The 18790-nt window shown below is 38.4% G+C and carries 19 protein-coding genes; all 19 read right to left on the bottom strand.

Annotation, left to right across the window (positions count from 1 at the left end; genetic code table 11):
- Positions 1-6: 6 nt before the first annotated feature.
- Positions 7-450 (bottom strand): cell division protein ZapA, encoded by a 444-nt coding sequence (gene zapA / locus IGL07_RS06615; RefSeq protein ID WP_002357706.1) that lies wholly within the window; start codon positions 448-450, stop codon positions 7-9.
- A gap of 268 nt (positions 451-718) precedes the next feature.
- Complete coding sequence (locus IGL07_RS06610) at positions 719-2821, bottom strand: heavy metal translocating P-type ATPase (protein ID WP_010712414.1); 2103 nt, start codon at positions 2819-2821, stop codon at positions 719-721.
- Between the two features lie 121 nt (positions 2822-2942).
- Positions 2943-3947 carry an ATP-binding cassette domain-containing protein gene (locus IGL07_RS06605; protein WP_010712413.1) on the bottom strand — a complete coding sequence of 335 codons (1005 nt, stop codon included), beginning with the start codon at positions 3945-3947 and terminating at the stop codon, positions 2943-2945.
- Positions 3944-4615: a molybdate ABC transporter permease subunit gene (gene modB, locus IGL07_RS06600; protein ID WP_002357709.1), complete on the bottom strand. Its 672-nt coding sequence runs from the start codon at positions 4613-4615 to the stop codon at positions 3944-3946. Before modB ends, IGL07_RS06605 begins: the two co-directional genes overlap by 4 nt.
- Before the next feature lie 8 nt (positions 4616-4623).
- Positions 4624-5424, bottom strand: a complete 801-nt coding sequence (modA, locus tag IGL07_RS06595; RefSeq protein WP_010712412.1) for a molybdate ABC transporter substrate-binding protein — start codon at positions 5422-5424, stop codon at positions 4624-4626.
- An 18-nt stretch (positions 5425-5442) separates the two neighbouring features.
- Positions 5443-6414 carry a molybdopterin-binding protein gene (locus tag IGL07_RS06590; RefSeq protein ID WP_010817256.1) on the bottom strand — a complete coding sequence of 324 codons (972 nt, stop codon included), beginning with the start codon at positions 6412-6414 and terminating at the stop codon, positions 5443-5445.
- 3 nt (positions 6415-6417) lie between these two features.
- On the bottom strand, positions 6418-6900 hold the full coding sequence (locus IGL07_RS06585) for a MogA/MoaB family molybdenum cofactor biosynthesis protein (RefSeq protein WP_010712410.1): 483 nt from the start codon (positions 6898-6900) through the stop codon (positions 6418-6420).
- Complete coding sequence (locus tag IGL07_RS06580) at positions 6893-7327, bottom strand: MOSC domain-containing protein (RefSeq protein ID WP_002357714.1); 435 nt, start codon at positions 7325-7327, stop codon at positions 6893-6895. Before IGL07_RS06580 ends, IGL07_RS06585 begins: the two co-directional genes overlap by 8 nt.
- 2 nt (positions 7328-7329) lie before the next feature.
- Positions 7330-8304, bottom strand: a complete 975-nt coding sequence (moaA, locus tag IGL07_RS06575; protein ID WP_075575360.1) for a GTP 3',8-cyclase MoaA — start codon at positions 8302-8304, stop codon at positions 7330-7332.
- On the bottom strand, positions 8301-8810 hold the full coding sequence (moaC, locus tag IGL07_RS06570; RefSeq protein ID WP_002369470.1) for a cyclic pyranopterin monophosphate synthase MoaC: 510 nt from the start codon (positions 8808-8810) through the stop codon (positions 8301-8303). The genes moaA and moaC overlap by 4 nt, the downstream gene beginning before the upstream one ends.
- A gap of 763 nt (positions 8811-9573) precedes the next feature.
- Positions 9574-10776 (bottom strand): molybdopterin molybdotransferase MoeA, encoded by a 1203-nt coding sequence (locus tag IGL07_RS06565; RefSeq protein ID WP_002397253.1) that lies wholly within the window; start codon positions 10774-10776, stop codon positions 9574-9576.
- Between the two features lie 17 nt (positions 10777-10793).
- Positions 10794-13514: a formate dehydrogenase subunit alpha gene (gene fdhF, locus IGL07_RS06560; RefSeq protein WP_010712408.1), complete on the bottom strand. Its 2721-nt coding sequence runs from the start codon at positions 13512-13514 to the stop codon at positions 10794-10796.
- Between the two features lie 2 nt (positions 13515-13516).
- A complete protein-coding gene (locus IGL07_RS06555; RefSeq protein ID WP_010712407.1) occupies positions 13517-14815 on the bottom strand; it encodes a complex I 51 kDa subunit family protein in 1299 nt (432 codons plus the stop codon).
- Between the two features lie 11 nt (positions 14816-14826).
- Complete coding sequence (locus IGL07_RS06550) at positions 14827-15315, bottom strand: NADH-quinone oxidoreductase subunit NuoE family protein (RefSeq protein ID WP_002357722.1); 489 nt, start codon at positions 15313-15315, stop codon at positions 14827-14829.
- On the bottom strand, positions 15303-15884 hold the full coding sequence (locus tag IGL07_RS06545) for a hypothetical protein (protein ID WP_002377626.1): 582 nt from the start codon (positions 15882-15884) through the stop codon (positions 15303-15305). Before IGL07_RS06545 ends, IGL07_RS06550 begins: the two co-directional genes overlap by 13 nt.
- Positions 15874-16698 (bottom strand): formate/nitrite transporter family protein, encoded by an 825-nt coding sequence (locus tag IGL07_RS06540; RefSeq protein ID WP_002357725.1) that lies wholly within the window; start codon positions 16696-16698, stop codon positions 15874-15876. Before IGL07_RS06540 ends, IGL07_RS06545 begins: the two co-directional genes overlap by 11 nt.
- A gap of 15 nt (positions 16699-16713) precedes the next feature.
- Positions 16714-17289 carry a molybdenum cofactor guanylyltransferase gene (gene mobA / locus IGL07_RS06535; RefSeq protein ID WP_002361748.1) on the bottom strand — a complete coding sequence of 192 codons (576 nt, stop codon included), beginning with the start codon at positions 17287-17289 and terminating at the stop codon, positions 16714-16716.
- Between the two features lie 140 nt (positions 17290-17429).
- Positions 17430-18458, bottom strand: a complete 1029-nt coding sequence (locus tag IGL07_RS06530) for a lysylphosphatidylglycerol synthase transmembrane domain-containing protein (RefSeq protein ID WP_002360426.1) — start codon at positions 18456-18458, stop codon at positions 17430-17432.
- 19 nt (positions 18459-18477) lie between these two features.
- Entirely contained in the window at positions 18478-18744 is a 267-nt protein-coding gene (locus tag IGL07_RS06525) for a DUF1294 domain-containing protein (protein ID WP_010712406.1), read from the bottom strand.
- Positions 18745-18790: the final 46 nt, after the last annotated feature.

Genomic DNA, 18790 nt, shown 5'->3' with positions numbered 1-18790 from the left:
CAGGAACTACTCCGAAACACCTTTATTTTGAATCTGCTGTTTTCGATTTTCATTCAAAATTTGTTGGGCTTCCACATGATTATGAATTTCTACATCTTCTTGTCCATTCTTTTTCAAAACATCTCGTGCTTCTTCTTCGATAATTTCCATTCGGCGCACACGATTCTCTAATTCAGCCAAACGAATGGTTTTCTGTTTTAAGTCTGCTACTTGTTTTTCCAATTTTAAAGCATATTCTTGTTTTTTTAGTTGATCTGAAATTGCATTAATTGCTAATAAAACAGAAGCTTGTTCCGTATCAGTTTGCGGAGAAAGATGTTTAATTTCCGCCAGTTGTTCGTTGACAATTTTTGTGACTAAATCCATATGTTGTTTTGACTCTTGGCCAATAATTGTATACGTATGGTCTGCAATGATTGCTTTATATCGTGTTTTTTCATTTGATGCCATGTTGAGGTTCCCTCCTGTAAATCAATCCATTCTTGCTTATTGTACCATGAAAAAAAAGCGAAGCGCAATTTTCGTACAAATTCTCTCTTATTATATGCCACAAAGCGAAAAATTTAAAGATTTCTTTACAAGAACTCTGGCAATTTAAGAACGAATAGAAATTGTGTAGGAGAAAAAGCGTGGAACAAAAAGTCAAAGTGATTTTTGTCCCACGCTCAAAACCTGATAATCAGCTAAAAATGTTTGTTTCAGCTGTACTTTTTAAGGCTTAGTTATTATCTTGCATCTTTTCTACACGTAAACAACGCATAGCATTTAAAACAGCGATAATAGTTACACCAACATCAGCAAAGACTGCTGCTTGCATTGAAGCCAAGCCTAATGCACCTAGTACCAAGACAATGATTTTAACAGCAATCGCAAAGATAATGTTTTGTTTAACAATTCTCAATGTTTTTCTTGATAATTTAATTGCAGAGGCGATACGACTTGGTTCATCATTCATAATCACCACATCAGCTGCTTCAATTGCCGCGTCACTTCCTAAACCACCCATGGCAATCCCAACATCAGCCCGGGCTAAAACAGGTGCATCATTCATGCCGTCACCAACAAAGGCAACTTTGTTTTTAGGTGAAGATGCTTTTAACAACTCTTCTAAACGATCCACTTTGCCATCTGGTAAAAGTTCTGCATAAACTTTGTCAACACCAACTTCTTTTGCAATAGCTTCTGCAACTTGTTGATTGTCTCCAGTCAGCATAACAGTTTGTTTGACCCCTTCAGCTTTTAATTCTTTTATTGCTGAAATGGCGTCTGGTTTCAATTGATCCGCAATCACTAAGTAGCCTGCAAATTGATTATCAATAGCGACAAAAATTAAAGTTCCCGCTTCCTTCACTTCTGGTGCTTCGATACCAAATTGTTTCATTAACTTCGCATTACCGACTAAAACTGTTTTACCTTCAATTGTGGCTTTGATACCGTGTCCGGCAACCTCTTCAATTGCTGTTGCTGGAACAGTTTCTTTGCCATAGCTTTCTTTAATAGAAATAGCAATAGGATGAGTGGATAATTGTTCTGCTGTTGCTGTTAAACGTAACAACTCTTCTTCAGGTAAAACAACACTAGTTATGTTTTGAACCACAAAATTTCCTTTTGTTAGCGTACCAGTTTTATCAAAAACAATCGTTTCCGTATTCGCTAAAATTTCTAAATAGTTGCTTCCTTTAATTAAAACACCTAGTTTGCTGGCTCCGCCAATTCCACCGAAGAAACTTAAAGGAACAGAAATGACTAAGGCACATGGACAAGAAATAACCAAGAACGTTAATGCCCGATAAACCCATTCATTAATAGAAGTATCAGGGAAAATAAATGGTGGAATCACTGCCAATAAGACAGCTAAAACAACGACAACTGGTGTATAGTAACGAGCAAATTTAGAAATAAAGTTTTCTGCAGGGGCTTTTTTACTGCTAGCATTTTCAACTAAATCTAAAATTTTGCTAACTGTTGAATCCCCAAATTTTTTCGTAACATTAATGGTCAAGGCCCCATTTTTATTGATAAAACCACCTAAGATTTCATCGCCGACTTTGACCGTTCTTGGAACGGATTCACCAGTTAACGCAGAGGTATCTACCATACTTGATCCATCAATAATTTGACCATCTAATGGAACTTTTTCACCTGGTTTCACTAATATTTGTTGCCCAATTTCAATTGTATCTGGAGCGACCGCTTTTATTTGTCCATTTACTAAAAGATTTGCTGAATCCGGACGAATATCCATTAATTTGGCAATTGATTTTCTGGATTGATCAACCGCAGCACTTTGGAACCATTCGCCGACCTGGTAGAACAACATTACTGCCACAGCTTCGGGATATTCCCCAATAAAGAATGCCCCAATCGTTGCCACAGACATTAAGAAATTTTCATCAAACACTTCCCCACGAAAAATATTCGTTACCGCTCGTTTGACAATGTCGCCACCAATTAAGACATAAACGACTAAATAAGACGCCAAAGCAACCCAATTATTACTTGGCTTAATGATAATAAGTGCTAAAAATAAAACAAATGCAATAATGATACGAATTAAGCGATTCTTATTTGGATTACGTCCCTCTTCTTCTTTGACATCTTTTAAAGAAATAACTTTGACATCTGGTTCTAACTTACCAATCACTGCACGCGCTTCATTTTCGACTTCTAAATCATGTCCTGATTCAACTTCCAGTGTCATCTTTTCAGCCATGAAGTCCACACGCGCTTTTTCTACTCCGTGAATTTTTTGGACAGATTTTTCAATTTTGTCTGCGCAACTTGCACAATCAAGTCCTTCTAGTTTATAACTCTTTTGCATTTAAACACCTTCACTCCCTATATAATAGCGATTATTCCGTTTACATGAATAACCTTTCATGAATCTATTATAAATGAAGATGCAATCATATGTCAACCGCTTCACGTAATCTTTTTCTATTTTATAGACATAATGGCATAATTGCTGTAGGTGGAATGGATAACTGAGTAATAACTTTCGGATTGAGTCTATTGCTGCCTTTCCACCAAATTTTGGTTTGTTGGTGTTGAAACCAAGCACTTTGTTCAAAAGGTGCTGACAATGTTTGTAAGTGATGCACTTCGATTTGATTGGTTGCCTGCGGTTCTGTTGTGAAATCATGGGCCCGAATACCTATAGAATGACAAGAAATAGGAACTTCTTGTGTAACCATTAGTGTTTGTTGCCAGCCAATCACTTGGACTCTGTGCGCATCTATGCGTTTGACAGGCCAAATATTTTTACAACCAGTGAGTTTAGCTGCTTCAATCGTTTGAGGTTGGTTAAATAATTGATTTGTTGCATCAAAAAGTGTTTGGTTTTTTGTGATTATCACTAAACTCTGACATAACTTATACAGTTCATCTAAACTATGACTCACAATTAAGGCATGTTGATTTAAATTACTTAATCGCTGTTGAAGTTCAATTTGCAGCTCTTCCTTTAAGGGTGCATCTAATGCGGAAAATGGCTCATCTAATAATAGGTAAGCCGGCTGAGCCGCTAGCATTCGTGCAAAAGCCACTCGCTGTCTTTGTCCTCCAGAAAGTTGACTAGGATATTGTTGTTGGACTTTAGTTAAGTGAAAAGACGCAAGCAATTGAGTGACCAATTGTAAATCTTTTGTCACGCACGTCAGATTTTCTACTACCGATAAATGAGGGAACAACGCATACTGTTGAAACAAAAGACCAATTTTTCGTTGTTGCGGCGACAAATTGATCTTTTGTTCAGCATCGAATAAGACTTGATCATTTAAAACAATCTGACCTTTATCCGCAGTCTCAACACCTGCAATACATTTTAATAACATACTCTTGCCACAACCAGAAGCTCCTAAAATTCCTGTTGTTTGAGTCTTTGTTTCAAACTGAATTTGCAAAGTATGACTTTTCAATTCTTTTTGAATATCAACAATTAATCTCATTCCGATCTTCTCCAAGCGCGCTGACTAAAAAATTCCGTAAAAAATAAAATAATCAGGCAAAGTAATAACATAATCACAACATATTGATTGGCTAAGCGCCAATCCCCACTTGCTACAGCAGAGTAGATAGCTAAAGGAAGCGTTCTTGTTTTGCCAGCAATATTCCCTGCTAACATTGTCGTCGCTCCAAATTCGCCTAACCCGCGGGCAAAGGCTAACACGCCACCGGCCAAGAGACCGTTCATCGACAAAGGTAACGCAATTTTTCTAAAATATCGACTTTCCGAAAATCCGAGTGTCTGGGCCACAGCCAACAATTCACTATCCATTTGTTCAAACGCCGTTAAGGCTGAACGATACATTAAAGGAAATGAAACAGCAACGGCAGCAATAACCGTAGCTGGCCATGAAAAAACAACTTGAATGGCAAAAAAATCAAGTAAAAACTGGCCCACTGGTTGCTGAACACCAAAAATAGTTAAGAGAAAAAAACCAAAAACCGTCGGCGGTAAAACTAATGGCAACGTAAATAAACTATTCAAAAGAATTTTTAATTTACGATTTTTCAAACGAAAAACAATATACGCAACGCCTGTTCCTAAAACAAAAGTAAATAAAATGGCGATTATTGCTGTCTGAAAAGATAAAAGAATTGGTCGAACATCCATTTTCCCACCTACTTTGTTAACTTAAAGCCAATATTTTCAAAATATTTTCTGCATTGTTGACTCTGTAAAAAATTTAAAAAAGCATCCGCTGATTTTTGTTTCTTAGAGGCGGCAACTTTACCAACTGGATAGATGATTGGCTTCTTCAAAGCAGCTTCAGGCATGGTCGCAACAATCGCTACTTTTGAATTGGTTGCTGCATCTGTCGCATAAACTAAGCCAGCTTCTGCACTTGCATTAGCCACCCATTCAAGGACTTCTGTTACATTCGTGCCAAAGCTTGCGTGTTTTTCTACATAAGACCAAGCGTCTAAAGCTTTTAAGCCTTCTTCGGCATATTGACCAGCTGGAACACTCGCAGGATCACCAATTGCTATCATTTGGGCCTTTTTTAAATCAGAAAAATCATGCCACTTTGCTTGATCTTGGTTAGGCACGATAAGAACGAGCTGGTTTTCCAATAAAGGAACGACACTTTTCTTATTAATTAGTTTTTCTGCAACCAATGCATTCATTTGTTTTGTCGAAGCCGAGAAAAATACATCGGCTTTTAGGCCTTTTTCAATTTGCATCTGTAATTTTCCAGAACTATCATAGGTTCCAGTTACCTGAATATCTGGATGCTCTTTTTCAAAGGCTGGAATAATTTTCTTCTCCATGACTGATTCTAAGCTAGCTGCTGCCGCAAGGGTTATTTCTTCTTTTTTTGTTGAAACTATTTCTTTTTGCGGCTGATTTGTACATGCAGCAATTAGGGCAACTAAACTGAATAAACTAAGCAAGAACACAGCCTTTTTTTGTTTAGACATTTGAACGCCTCTTTTCTTTTATAAATACCCGCCATAACTCAAGTCAATAATTTCAGATTTTTTAATCACTTCTTTGGCCATTAATCTTGGTAACAACAAATCAAAAACCGTTTTTTCTGAAAATAAAACACCACCTGGTAAGCCAATGATCGTTTGCTCTCCTTTATAAGCTAGCAAAAACATTGAGCCTGGTAAGACTGGTGTCCCATGGGTGACGATTTCAGCACCTGTCTGCTTAATTGCTAACGGTGTCAAATCATCAGGATCTACACTCATACCACCTGTACAAACAATCAGATCAAGACCTTGTGCTAACATCTTTTTGATCGCAACAGTAATTTTTTGCGGCTGATCATCGACAATTTCTTGATTGACAATCGTAACTAAAGGATACGCGGAGAACTTGGCTTTTAACACAGGGTAAAAAGCATCCTCAACCAATCCTGTGTAAACTTCACTGCCAGTAGTTACAATCCCGACCCTTATTTTTTTGAAAGGTTTCACAGAGATTAGTGGCTCAGACGTGCTGAGCTGGCGTGCCTTTTCTAATTGCCCTCTAGAAATTGTTAGTGGAATCACTCGAAAGGCTGCAACTTTTTCATCTTTCTGAACTTCTATATTGGTAATTTTAGTTGACAAGGCAAGACCTTCAATTTCATTTAAAGCAATTAATTTTTCTCGATTGACTTTTAAAAGGCCTCTCGTGCTAGCTTTAGCAACAATTTTTCCTTCATGGACTTCACTCGGCTGACATGAGTCATCTGTTAACAGGTTATACAAAAATGTCGCTGCCTCTTCTTCATGTATTTCTGCTGGATCCAAGGCAACAAACAGATGTTTTTTCCCTAATGATAAAAGAATTGGAATATCTTCTTGAACAACTATATGTCCTTTTTTAAAACACACTTCCTTGGTTTTCCCATAGTCAATTCGCGTAATATCATGACTCAATGGAAGGCCAACTGCCTCTTCTGTTCGAATTGTTTTCATGGTTTATTCCTCATCATGTATGATTTTTTTATTTGTGATTAAATCCAAAGCGTGGGACAAAACAGGCAACAAAAAATGCAAATGTTCTGTTACACTTTTTGGGCTACCAGGCAAATTAACAATGAGCGTGCGTCCTCTTTGAACAGAAACGCCTCGACTTAACATAGCAAATGGTGTTTTTTCCAAGCTAAGTTGACGTAAGCCCTCACTAATCCCAGGAATGATTCGCTCTGCTACACGTAAGGTAGCTTCTGGGGTCCGATCCCGTTCACTCAACCCTGTGCCGCCTGTCGTTAAAATCAAATCACAGGTCTTAGACCACTCTTGCAATAGCTCTACTAATTGATTTTCTTCATCTGGTAAAATGGTTTGTTTGGTTACCTGGTAGAGCACAGGTAACTGTTCACGAATCAAGGGACCCGATTGATCGACAGCAAGCCCTTGAAAGCAACGATCACTTAATGTTACAATGCCCACTTTAAACAACGTCTAACTGGTCTCCTTTTTTAATATGACCTTCTGTCACAACAACTGCAAAAATTCCTTCTCTAGGCATGATGCAATCGCCCACTCGCGCGTAAATCTGACAGTGTTTATGGCACTCTTTCCCAATTTGAGTAACCACCAATTCGGAATCGCCTATTTTCATTTTCGTTCCAACGGGTAATTGACGTAAATCAATCCCTGAGACGATTATGTTTTCCCCAAAAGCACCATTGCCAACCCGAGCTCCTTTTTCATTGAAAGCCGTTATTTCTTCAAAAGATAACAAACTGACTTGTCGATGCCAATTCCCGCCGTGCGCATCATTTTCTAATCCAAAGCCTTTAATTAAGTTGACTTCAGGAATTTCCTTTTTCTGTGTGCCTCTTCGTGGGCTAATATTTATTGCAATAATTTCTCCTGTTTTCATACTTACCCTCCTATTTGTGACATAAATCGTTGTTCTCCTTGTTGTTCCAAGAAAAGATGTTTTTCAGGCTTACAGGCAATGCCACTCTTGATAATCCCTAACAATTCTGCTGTTTGTTCCTTAGCTAAAGCTTCCTTTAACGAGTAGCCGTCTGCAGAATGCAGGCACGTTTTTAAATGGCCGTCTGCAGTAATTCGGATTCGATTGCACGTCTCGCAAAAACAATGCCCTAATGCACTAATAAAACCTATTTTTCCTTTAAAATCTTTTAAGGCGTAATATCTAGCAGGGCCATTGCCCAATGTTTTTTTGTATGGTTGCAACGTTCCATAATGTTTGGTTAAAATAGCTTCTACTTCTTCTTGTTGCTTACCTGGATGCGCCTTCCCTAATCCAATTGGCATCATTTCAATGAAACGAAGGTGCACAGTCTCTTTCTTAGCGATTTCAGCCAGTTCTACAATTGTTGCTTCACTTAGCTCTTTCCTAGCTACAGTATTAATCTTGATATTAGGTAGTCCCACATCAATCGCTTGTTCTAAGCCCGCCAGAACATTCCTTAACTGACCAACTCTTGTTATTTCTCGAAATTCTTCTGGATCCAAAGTGTCTAAGCTAATATTAACGCCGTCCAAGCCCACCTCTTTTAATCCTTGAGCCTCACGAGCTAACTTCATGCCATTAGTCGTTAGGGTTACTTTTTCGATGCCTGAGATTTGCTTTATCCTTTTAATTAAAGAGAGTAAATTTGGTCTAACAAGCGGTTCACCACCTGTTAATTTAACTTTTTTGATGCCTTCTTTCGCTAATATCCTCAATAAAAAAATAATCTCATCATCTGTTAGAAGCTGCTCTTTTTTTAAAAAGCAAAGACCTGTTGCTGGCATGCAATACGTGCAACGTAAGTCACAACGATCTGTTAAAGACAAACGAACATAATCAATTTCACGGTTAAATGCATCTTTCATGCTGTTCACTCATCACTTTCCTTTGATTTAATTGAAGAACGAATGAAATGACCACTACGTCCACCATTTTTCTCTAATAAACCAATGTTTGTCATTGTCATTCCTCGATCAATTGCTTTACACATGTCATAAATTGTTAAGAGTGCTGCCTGCACACCTGTTAGCGCTTCCATTTCAACACCAGTTGAACCCACTGTTTTTGTAAAGCAACGTACTTCTAAACAAGTTTGATTGCGCCAATCAAACTGAATTTCACACTTTGTTAAAGCAACTAAATGACACAAAGGAATCCATTCAAACGTTCGTTTTGCGGCGGTAATCCCAGCTACTCTTGCTACCTGTAATACTTCACCTTTTTTAATCATTTGGGTCTGGATCGCTTCTGCTGTCGCTTCCAACATGTGAATTTCTCCATAAGCGAGGGCTGTTCTTTGAGTGTCATTTTTTTCCGAAATATCAACCATATGCACTTCTCCTTGTGTATTCAAGTGCGTAAATTCCTTACTTTGAACCATTTCTCCACCTCACATTTGACATTTGTTAACGTTTACACAATACTTCTTTTTCAAGTGTATCACTCTTGCATCAAAAAAACAATCTGGCATCCACAATTTTTTTTAGCGAGAAATCGAAGTAAAAAAACGTTAAGCGTCAAAAATTACGTGCTTCGCTTAGTCTGACCAAACTTTTGTCTAAGTTTTAAAACTTGATAAGCAATAAGAGGTCGGGACAGAAGTGCTTAACTCCGAGAACCAAGTAGGTACTGTTCAACATCTATTTGCTTTGCAAATAGTGTTTCTCAGCAATAAGAAGGAATTTCCGAAAATTGTCATAAAACACAACGAGGAACGAATTGATGTTGCATGATACCTATCCGGTGTTCTTTAATTTTTGGAGACCAAGTAGGTATTGTTCATCATCGAATCACTACGTTCTTCGTGATTCTCAACACTTGGAAGGATTAAGATACGCCGAACACTTGTGTGAGAAAGTCAATTTCGGCTTATTTCCGAAGGACCTTCACCAAGTAGGTACGATGATTTCATCTGTTCATGCTTCACAGTGAAACATCGCAACTCTTAGAGCTGTAGCTCTTTTGAAGGCTGTACTGTGACGAGACGCATGTCGAGAAAACACCTTAGAAGTTGTTGAGATCGGAGCAACGCGTAGTGTTGCTTCTGCTCCCGCCGTTTATCAATTTTTAAGCCTGGAACAAAAATCCAAAGTGATTTTTGTTCCAGGCTCTTACTTTCATACTAATCTTAGGTCAGGTTGTCATCAAGTTTGCCAATAATAGACTTTTACAAGCGCGCCTTTTTTGAGTAACACACCAGCTGGTTGTTCTAGTAGGCAATTTGTTTCTAAAGTATTTGATAAATTGGATGAAAGATGACTTTTTGTCACTAAATTTACTTTGCCATCTATTTCTTTCGCTCGGTAAAATCGACGTAGTCTACTGGGGGCTAATTCATGCGCTAAAATTACTGTTCGTTCCTTGAGATTTAACTCGACACAATTAAAAAAAGTAGCTAATAATGTCCAGTAAAAAAGATGTAAATTAACCATTGCCGCAAACGGATTGCCTGAAACGCTTAAAATGAGTGTTTCTTGAAATTTACTTCCCATAACTGGGGTTCCAGGTTTCATATTTACAAAATGAAACAACTCTGTTCCTCCGATACGTTTAATCGCCAAAGGTAAATTGTCCTTTTCACCTACCGAAACACCACCACAAGTAATTAATAAATCAAGTTTTGGTGAAATCTCAATCAGCCTATTCGCTAATTCTTCAGGGTCATCTGAACAATGGTCTAGGTGGATTACTTCATTACCACTCGCTTTGACAAAAGCTGCTAACATGTAGAGATTACTATTATAAATTTTCCCAACTGACAGCGGTTCTTCCAAAGAAACTAACTCACTACCGGTCGCTAAAATCCCCACTTTCATGCGCTTCAAAACAACAACTTTATCAATCCCTTGCATTGCCAACAAACCAATCATACGACTATTAATCTGTTGATGTTTTGCTAAAATTTTTTGCTGAAAAGCAATATCTTCTCCAATTTCCGCATAGTTTTGGCCCGCTGTGACAGAGCGAAAAATTTTAACATGGTCTTGCCCAAAATCCGTCCATTCTTGTGGCACTACAGCATCAAAATCGGTTGGAATAAAAGCACCTGTTGTTATTTTAATCGCACAGTTATTCGTCTGATTACAATAAAACATGGAATCCCCTGCCACTAAAGAACCGACGACTTTTAAACAACTTGGGCTTTCAGCAGTCGCACCTCGTGTTTCTACTGCACGAACGGCATACCCATCCATCCCGGCACGAGGAAAATGAGGAATCGCTGTCTCTGCAAAAATGGTTTCTCCGCTAATCCGTCCCAAGGAATCAAGCAGCGCCACTTCTTCTGTTTCACATTGACTCTTCATATGTTGGGTCATTTTCTCTCGTGCTTCTTCCAACTCGATCATGTTTTAACCATCCTTTTTTATTTATTCACTGGTTTAATCGCAACGGCACAAACTTTATATTCAGGAATTGTGGCGATATCATCAAATACAGCATTAGTGATTTCGTTAACATTCCCATCTGGAAAGTGGAATGTCATAAAGACTTCTTGCGGAAATACTCGATTTCCGACAGCCGCATAGGTTTCAATTTTGCCACGTCGAGAATGAACTTCCACTTTGTCACCTTCTTGGATTCCCAGAGCTTGTGCATCGACTGCATTTATCTCAATATAAGAGTGATTCGCTATTTGGTTAATCCCTTCCGTTCGTCCTGTCATTGCTCGGGTATTGTAATGGTAAAGCATTCGGCCTGTCGACATTAAATACGGGTACTCTTCATCTGGTAATTCTTGTGCTTGCTTATACGGAATTGCTTTAAATAAACCTTTCCCACGAGCAAAACTGCCCACATGCATAATCGGCGTGCCTGGATCTGTCAAGCTCCGACAAGGCCATTGTAAGCTCTCCTTCTCTAATCGTTCATAATTAATTCCACCAAACGAAGGCGTCAAAGCTGAAATTTCTTCCATAATTTCTTTTGCAGATTCATACGCACAAGGATAGCCCATCCGTGTCATGACTTCACAAAAAATTTCATAGTCTTCTCGTGCTTGTCCTCTTGGTTCAACAGCTTTACGGACTCTTTGCACGCGCCGTTCTGTATTTGTAAATGTCCCGTCTTTTTCTGCATAACTGATGCCAGGTAAAACGACATCCGCATAAGCGGCCGTTTCGGTCATAAATAATTCTTGAACGACTAAAAAGTCTAAACTTTCTAAAGCTTGGCGAACATGTCCTGTGTCTGGATCCGTAACAATTGGATCTTCTCCAAAAATATAAAGGCCTTTGACGTTTCCTGCCGTTGCTGCTGGTAAGACTTTAGTAGAAGTTAAACCTGTGTTTCGATTTAACGGCACATGCCAAGCTTTTTCAAATTTGTCGATTACTTCTGGATTGTTGACTTTTTGATAACCTGGGAAATCATAAGGCATACAGCCCATATCGCAAGCACCTTGAACATTATTTTGACCTCGCAAAGGATTGACACCACAGCCTGGTTTTCCAACTTTACCAACCAACATTGCCAAATTAGACATACTCATAACACCCTCAGTTCCTGTCGAATGTTCCGTTACGCCTAAACAATAAATGATTGGTGCTTTCTCTGCTTTTGCATACATGCGTGCTGCTTGAATTAAATCTTCTGGATGAATATGACAAATTTCTGCGACTTTTTCCGGCGTATAATCAGCCACCATTTTTTCTAAATCTGAAAATCCTTCTGTCCGTTCTTCAATAAAATGGCGATCTGCTAAACCTTCTTTCAAAATCACATGCATCATGCCATTAGCAAATGCGACATTCGTTCCCGCCTGAACTTGTAAATGCAGTGCACTATCCTTCACTAAGTTAATTTTCCGCGGATCAACAACAACAACTTGCGTTCCTGTTTGGATGGCTTGGCGAATTTGCGCACCAATAACTGGATGAGCTTCCTCTGGATTGGAACCTACTAATAAAATCATGTCGACATCTTCAGTGATATCAGCAATAGGATTGGTCATCGCACCAGATCCTAAGGTTTGGGCTAAACCATGGACCGAAGCCGAATGACAAACACGGGCACAGTTATCAACATTATTGGTCCCAAAAGCAGCACGCACCATTTTTTGAAAGACATAATTATCTTCATTTGTCGCTCTAGAGCACGAAAAACCAGCAAGAGCATCCGCGCCGTTTTCTGCTTTAATTTCGTTAAATTTTGACGAAACAAGCGTTAAGGCTTCTTCCCAAGAAGCAGGTTCAAAAATCCCATTCCGTTTAATTAATGGCTCCGTCAAGCGATCTCCTGACCCAACAAATTTATATGAAGCAAATTTTCCTTTCACACAAAGTAAATTTTTATTAGCTGGTCCATCTAGGGGTTCAACACCCACCAAACGATTATTTTTAACGAGTAAATTCATCTGACAGCCTGTCCCACAATGCGGACAAGTTGTAGGAATTTTCTGGGTTTCCCATTTGCGGTACTCTTTCGTATCTTTTGCTGTTAACGCTCCTGTAGGACAGGAAGAGACACAATTGCCACATGATTCACAGATAGATTGATCAAACGCCTGCCCATAACTTGGCATCATTTTTGTTTCAAAGCCACGATTAGCAATACTGAGTACATCTCTTCCCTGCCGCAATTGACAGACACGGGCACAACGACGACACATGATACACTTTTCTGGATCATAAGAGAAAAATGGATTACTGGTATCTTCTTGATGGCAAGGCATTCTTTTTCCCTCGGTAAAGCTAGTGGCATCAATCCCATAATCTAGCGCATACTGTTGTAATTGACAATCCCCGTTTTTTCCACAAGAAAAACATTCTAATTTATGATTACTCAATAATAAATCAAGAATAAAACGTCTGGAATCAGCAACTTTTTCAGAATGTGTTGACACAACCATGTCCTCTTGACAATGTGCCGTACAAGCAGTTGTTAAGCCACCACGTCGGCCGCCTTCCACCTCAACCACGCACATCCGACAAGAACCATCAGGTGCTAATTCCTTTAAATGACAGAGCGTTGGAATTTCAACACCTAGCGCTTTCGCTGCTTCGAGAATAGTAGTCCCTTTAGGCACAGTTACTTCTTGGTTATCAATAGACAACGTAACTGTTTGCGTATGCAACTTTGTTTTCATTTTTACCAACCTCCTTTGCTGGTGGCATAGATTTCTGTTTCAGCAGTCGTTTCAAATTCTTCTGGAAACAAAGCCAATGCACTCTTCATTGGATTTGCGACGGATTGGCCCAAACCACAAGCTGATAATCGCGTGACATGCGTGAGCATCTTTTCCAATCGCGGCAAATCACTAGCTGTTGCCTCGTTCCGATTGAATTTACTCAATAATTCCAAAATCCTAGTTGTTCCCAATCGACAAGGGGTGCATTTACCACAGGACTCATGAGCAAAAAAGGCCGCCACGTGTACTAAATAGTCCACAACATTGACTGAATCATCCATTACTACAATTGCGCCAGAGCCGACAGATAAGTCATGGGCCCATAAATCTTCGTAAGAATACAAACAATCCGTTAACGTTGCGACAGCACCAATTGGACCGGATTGTCCACCGAAGTGAATAAATTTCAATGCTCGACCAGTTGCAGAGCCTCCGCCGTATTGCTCGCCATAAATTATTTCTTCTAATGGTGTTCCAAGGTTGACCTCGTATAAACCCCGATTTTTAATATGTCCAGACAAACAAATTAGCTTTGTTCCGCCACCATCGGCAGTACCCATCTCTAAAAAGGCTTGTCCACCTTCTCGTAAAATTACAGGAACACTTGCAAATGATTCAACATTATTTACTAATGTTGGTTGCAAATATAAACCAACATCTGCTAAGTGTGGTGGTTTGACACGCGGCCGCCCCGTTTTTCCTTCAATTGAATTTAAAAGTGCTGAATTTTCCCCACAAATATAGGCACCAGCACCAGAAATAATCGTAATATCATAATTGAATCCTTCAATTCCTAAAATGTTTTCCCCTAAAAAGCCAGCTTGTCGTGCATTATCGAGTGCTTCTTGAAATGTTTTTTGGATTCTGCGATATTCTCCTCGCATATAAATATAACCTGCTTTTGCTGAAAATAAATAGCCAGCAATGATCATTCCTTCAATCACACTCAATGGATCTTCAGATAAAAGTACTTTATCCTTAAAGGTCCCTGGTTCGCCTTCATCAGCATTACAAACAATGTACTTTGTGGTTCCTTTTGCATGATAAAGATGGCGCCATTTTTTTCCTAAGGGATAGGCTGCTCCACCGCGACCTCTTAAGTGAGCAACATCCAATTCGTTTAAAATTTCTTCATCCGATAGTGAAATTGCTCTTTTTAAACCATCAAATCCATCGTATTTACAATATTCAGCAACATCGGTCGCAGATTGCATTTTCCCCATTCTCTCTAATAACATTGGTTGGTTTCTTTTAAGCATTGACTCACCTCCTACAATCCTTCATAGCAATCATTTTGTAAATGTTGAATTAATTGATAAATTTTCTCTTCTGTTAGTTGACTAAAAACGGTGTCCTTAATTTTAATTACTGGACCCAAATCACAAGCCCCGATACAAGGAATACTGTGATACATAAATAAGCCATCTGGTGTCGGCTGATTCTCTGGCACTTCTAAAATAGTTTCTAAAACTTCGGCAACCATCGCCCCACCAGTATAATGACACGGTGTGCTGTTACAAATCTTCAAGACATACTTCGCTTGCGGTTCCGTCTTTAAAATGGCATAAAAACTGACGATTTCATAGACTCGCGCTTCCGTTAAATGTAGATGCTCTGCAACTAATTGAGCTGTCTCCTGATCGATATACCCTTCCTCTGAAGCAAATTGTAATTCAATTAAAATATTTAAAATTCGTTGTGGATCAGCATCGTTTTCTAGAATAATCGCTTCTTTTTCAATTAAGCTTAATGCACACATTCCTTTTTATTCCCCCTTTTTAGTGAAACTTGAAGTTGTTCTCCTTGATAATAGATACGCAATTCTTTTGGTATTTCAGCAGATAGTAAACAAAAATCGGCTTTATCTATGACTTTTTTTGCTGATTCTTTTTGGCGATTCTGGTTATTCATCATAAGAAATAGTCCTGGCTGCACAACATTACGTAATGAATTTGATTCACAAATGATTAATGCTTGGGCCGGCACAGCTTTCAGAAATTGCTGAATGGCTTCCACCAAATTTTCTTGAAAAACTTTCAATAGAAAAACTTTTTGACAGCCTGCAGCTAATAATTTCATGGTATCTTTATTGCCAATCGTCTCTTGCTCTTCTACTAATTCATAACCAGCTGTAATACTGGTACAAATTCCGCACCCTTTTGTGCCTCGTTGACACACCCCTCGTTGACCACTAATCGTAATAATCTTCAAGCCATAAATTGGATAGACTTCTTGGTACTGTTTAATAAGAGCTTCGGCTAATGTCGTTTTGCCACTATTCCGACCAGTAGATCCAATTTGAATCATATTTGGTACCTCAATTGCCATAGAGCTCCTCCGTCTGAATCGTTTTCTCAACTCTTGGTTTGACAGTTGCTGGTTTTGTCATAAAGATCAATGGTACAGCCATAAAAAGACTGCCCCCTACCGCATTGCCTAAAAATACCCATAGTGTATTTTGCAAATAATCCCACCAACTAATTGTGGTGCTTTGTGAAAAAATTGCCGCTGGAATAATAAACGCATTGGCGACCACGTGTTGAAACCCACAAACAACGAAAACCATGACAGGAAACCACAAGCCAAACATTTTACCTAAATATGATTTTGCCAACGCTCCGAGATAAACCGCTAAACAAACAAAAATATTACAGCCAATCCCTGAAACAAAAGCAACTAGCGGTGGATCAGCAATTTTCGCCTGAGCAACTGCGACTGTTTTATCCAGAAACGCACCTTCAGTTAACCCAACAATATGGCCAAATAAATACGCCACAAGAAATCCGCCTAGACAATTGGTCAATAAAACAACTATCCAGTTATAACAAAGAGCGCCCACTCGAACCTTTTTTTGTAATACGCCTAATGTCATTACCATCATATTGCCTGTTGCTAACTCACCACCAACAAAAGTAAGCGCTATCAATCCAACTGGAAATAAAGCTCCACCCAGAAAATTGTTAAAACTTCCCCATTCTGTGGGGGCGGTTCCAGTGATACGAATAAACGCCAAGTAACCCAGTGCAATACAAAAACCAGCCATGATGCCTAAAATACAGAGTCGAACAAACGATAATTTCCCTTTCATTTCTGCCTTATCACCTAAGCTTGCAACTATTTCTTCACTACTGAAAAAATCCATTACGATTCCTCCTTTTTATCGATACCACTGAGACAATTCTTCTTTTCGATTGACATTTTTAAGTTGATTCTCTTTTGATAGTTGCACCGTTTTTACAGATAGATGCTCAAATTCTTGCCGAATCTGATAGTTATTTTGCGCAAGCTGTTTTTGAAATGTTGGTAAACAAGAACATCGATAAAAGCCAAATAATGGTTCTTGACGACCTTCAAAGTCAAAGATTGTTACTTGATTTTGTCCACGCTTAGAGGCTAACTGATACACAAGTTTAGGAGAAAAAGTTGGTATATCACAGGCAATTACAAACACTTCAGCTTTCTGAGTATAGTTCATTGCTGTCACAATCCCACCTAATGGCCCCTTTCCAAGATACATATCTTGAATGATTGTGCATTTTCTAAACGCCTTAGGAAATTTTTGACTATCATTCGTTACTAAAATAACCTCTTCGAACAGTTCCATTAACTTTTCAGCTGTTTGCAAGATCACGTATTGGCCTTGAATTTTCAATAATGCTTTATCAAATCCCATCCGTGAACTTTTCCCGCCGCATAACAGCACTGCTGTACAATCAGCAATAATTTTCGCCACCCCTTTACCATAATTTTTATTAGTTCAAAAAAATATTTTTTAGTCATGTATTAAGTCTATTATAAGACATCCCTCGTACAAGTCAATTCCTTTTAAAAAAAAAGAACGAGAAAAAGAGTCGCTCTTTTTCTCGTTCTACCTTATTCATCTGTTTGACGTTTTATTTCTTCAATCTCAATGCGTAATGATTTTCGTTTCTCAATGGCGACATAAACCAAGCCAATCAAAAAGGGTAACACAAAGCTACCAAATCGATACAGTAAAACAGATGCTACAGCATCAACATTGCCGACCAATGGTTTAAACAACAATAAGTAAACAAATTCAAATGGACCAATGCCAGCAGGTGTTGGAATAACTCCTGAAAGAATAACAGCAAAACTGGTAAAGGACATCACTAATAATAAATCAATATTCGGGTGATTTTCTACTAAAACAATGTAAGGAATAATGTACCAAAATAATAATTTAAATACATTCCATGAAAAGATTCGAAGCAACGCTGAGCGATCTTGTGTAATTGTTTGGACAGCCGCCCGCAAGGAATAGATTTGTAAATTACAATTATCCACCCAATCTCTTAGTTTTGGTCGTTTAAACCAACGATTGGCAAACTTAACCAATAAAACTTGCAACTTTAAGCTACTAGATAAAATAAGCAATGCTGCAATTATTACTAATGTTAAAATAACACCTGCTAAAATGAATGGAATCATCTTAGGCGCATTTTCATAAAACAGGGAAAATTGAATAATCAAACCAATAATTGCTAAAAAAATCACGGCTGCTTTGTACATAATCATATGTAATGCCGTTATCCCTACACTTTTAGAAACAGGAATTCCCTTTTTCTTATAAAAATAAATTTCTGAAAGCAAGGTTCCCGTGCCAAATGAAATAATCCGATAAAATGCTACATAACAAGAAGTAAAAAAACCATCCACTGTTGTAAAGTCTTTGTTAAAATAACGAGCTATTTCCTTGATTGAGCGCCCTTCTGCAAATTGATAAACTACACCAAAAAAAATAACAGCAATCAGCACCAGCCAACTCGTTTCCATCAGTTGAGCAAAAATATCACTTAATGAATTATCCATGACATAAAAGATTACGCCTAAAACGATAATCATTAACAACATATTTAAGCCAATTTTTACTTTTCCTTTCATCGCTTCTCCTTTTTTGTTCTTACTTAAATGTTAGATAGATGCAACTAATCATCGCGATTACGCCAATTGAATAACACAATGCAAAAACTGGTTTTTGGGTTTTATGATGAAATTTCTTTTGTCCCATTAGCCCACCTAGACCGCCACCGACAAGTCCTATCATCAATAAGCGGCGTTCCGGCATACGCCAGTTCCCACGTTTTGCTTGTTTTTTATCATAACCCATCATACTAAACAATACTAAATTAATGACGAGGAAATAAATGATTACTATCCACTGAAGCATTCTTTCTGGCCTCCTAACTAGTTACTGTACTAGGATACCTTGTTCT

The organism is Enterococcus sp. DIV1368f (genome assembly GCF_051712245.1).
Lineage (GTDB): Bacteria > Bacillota > Bacilli > Lactobacillales > Enterococcaceae > Enterococcus > Enterococcus faecalis.
This window is presented reverse-complemented; position numbering and strand designations above follow the sequence as displayed.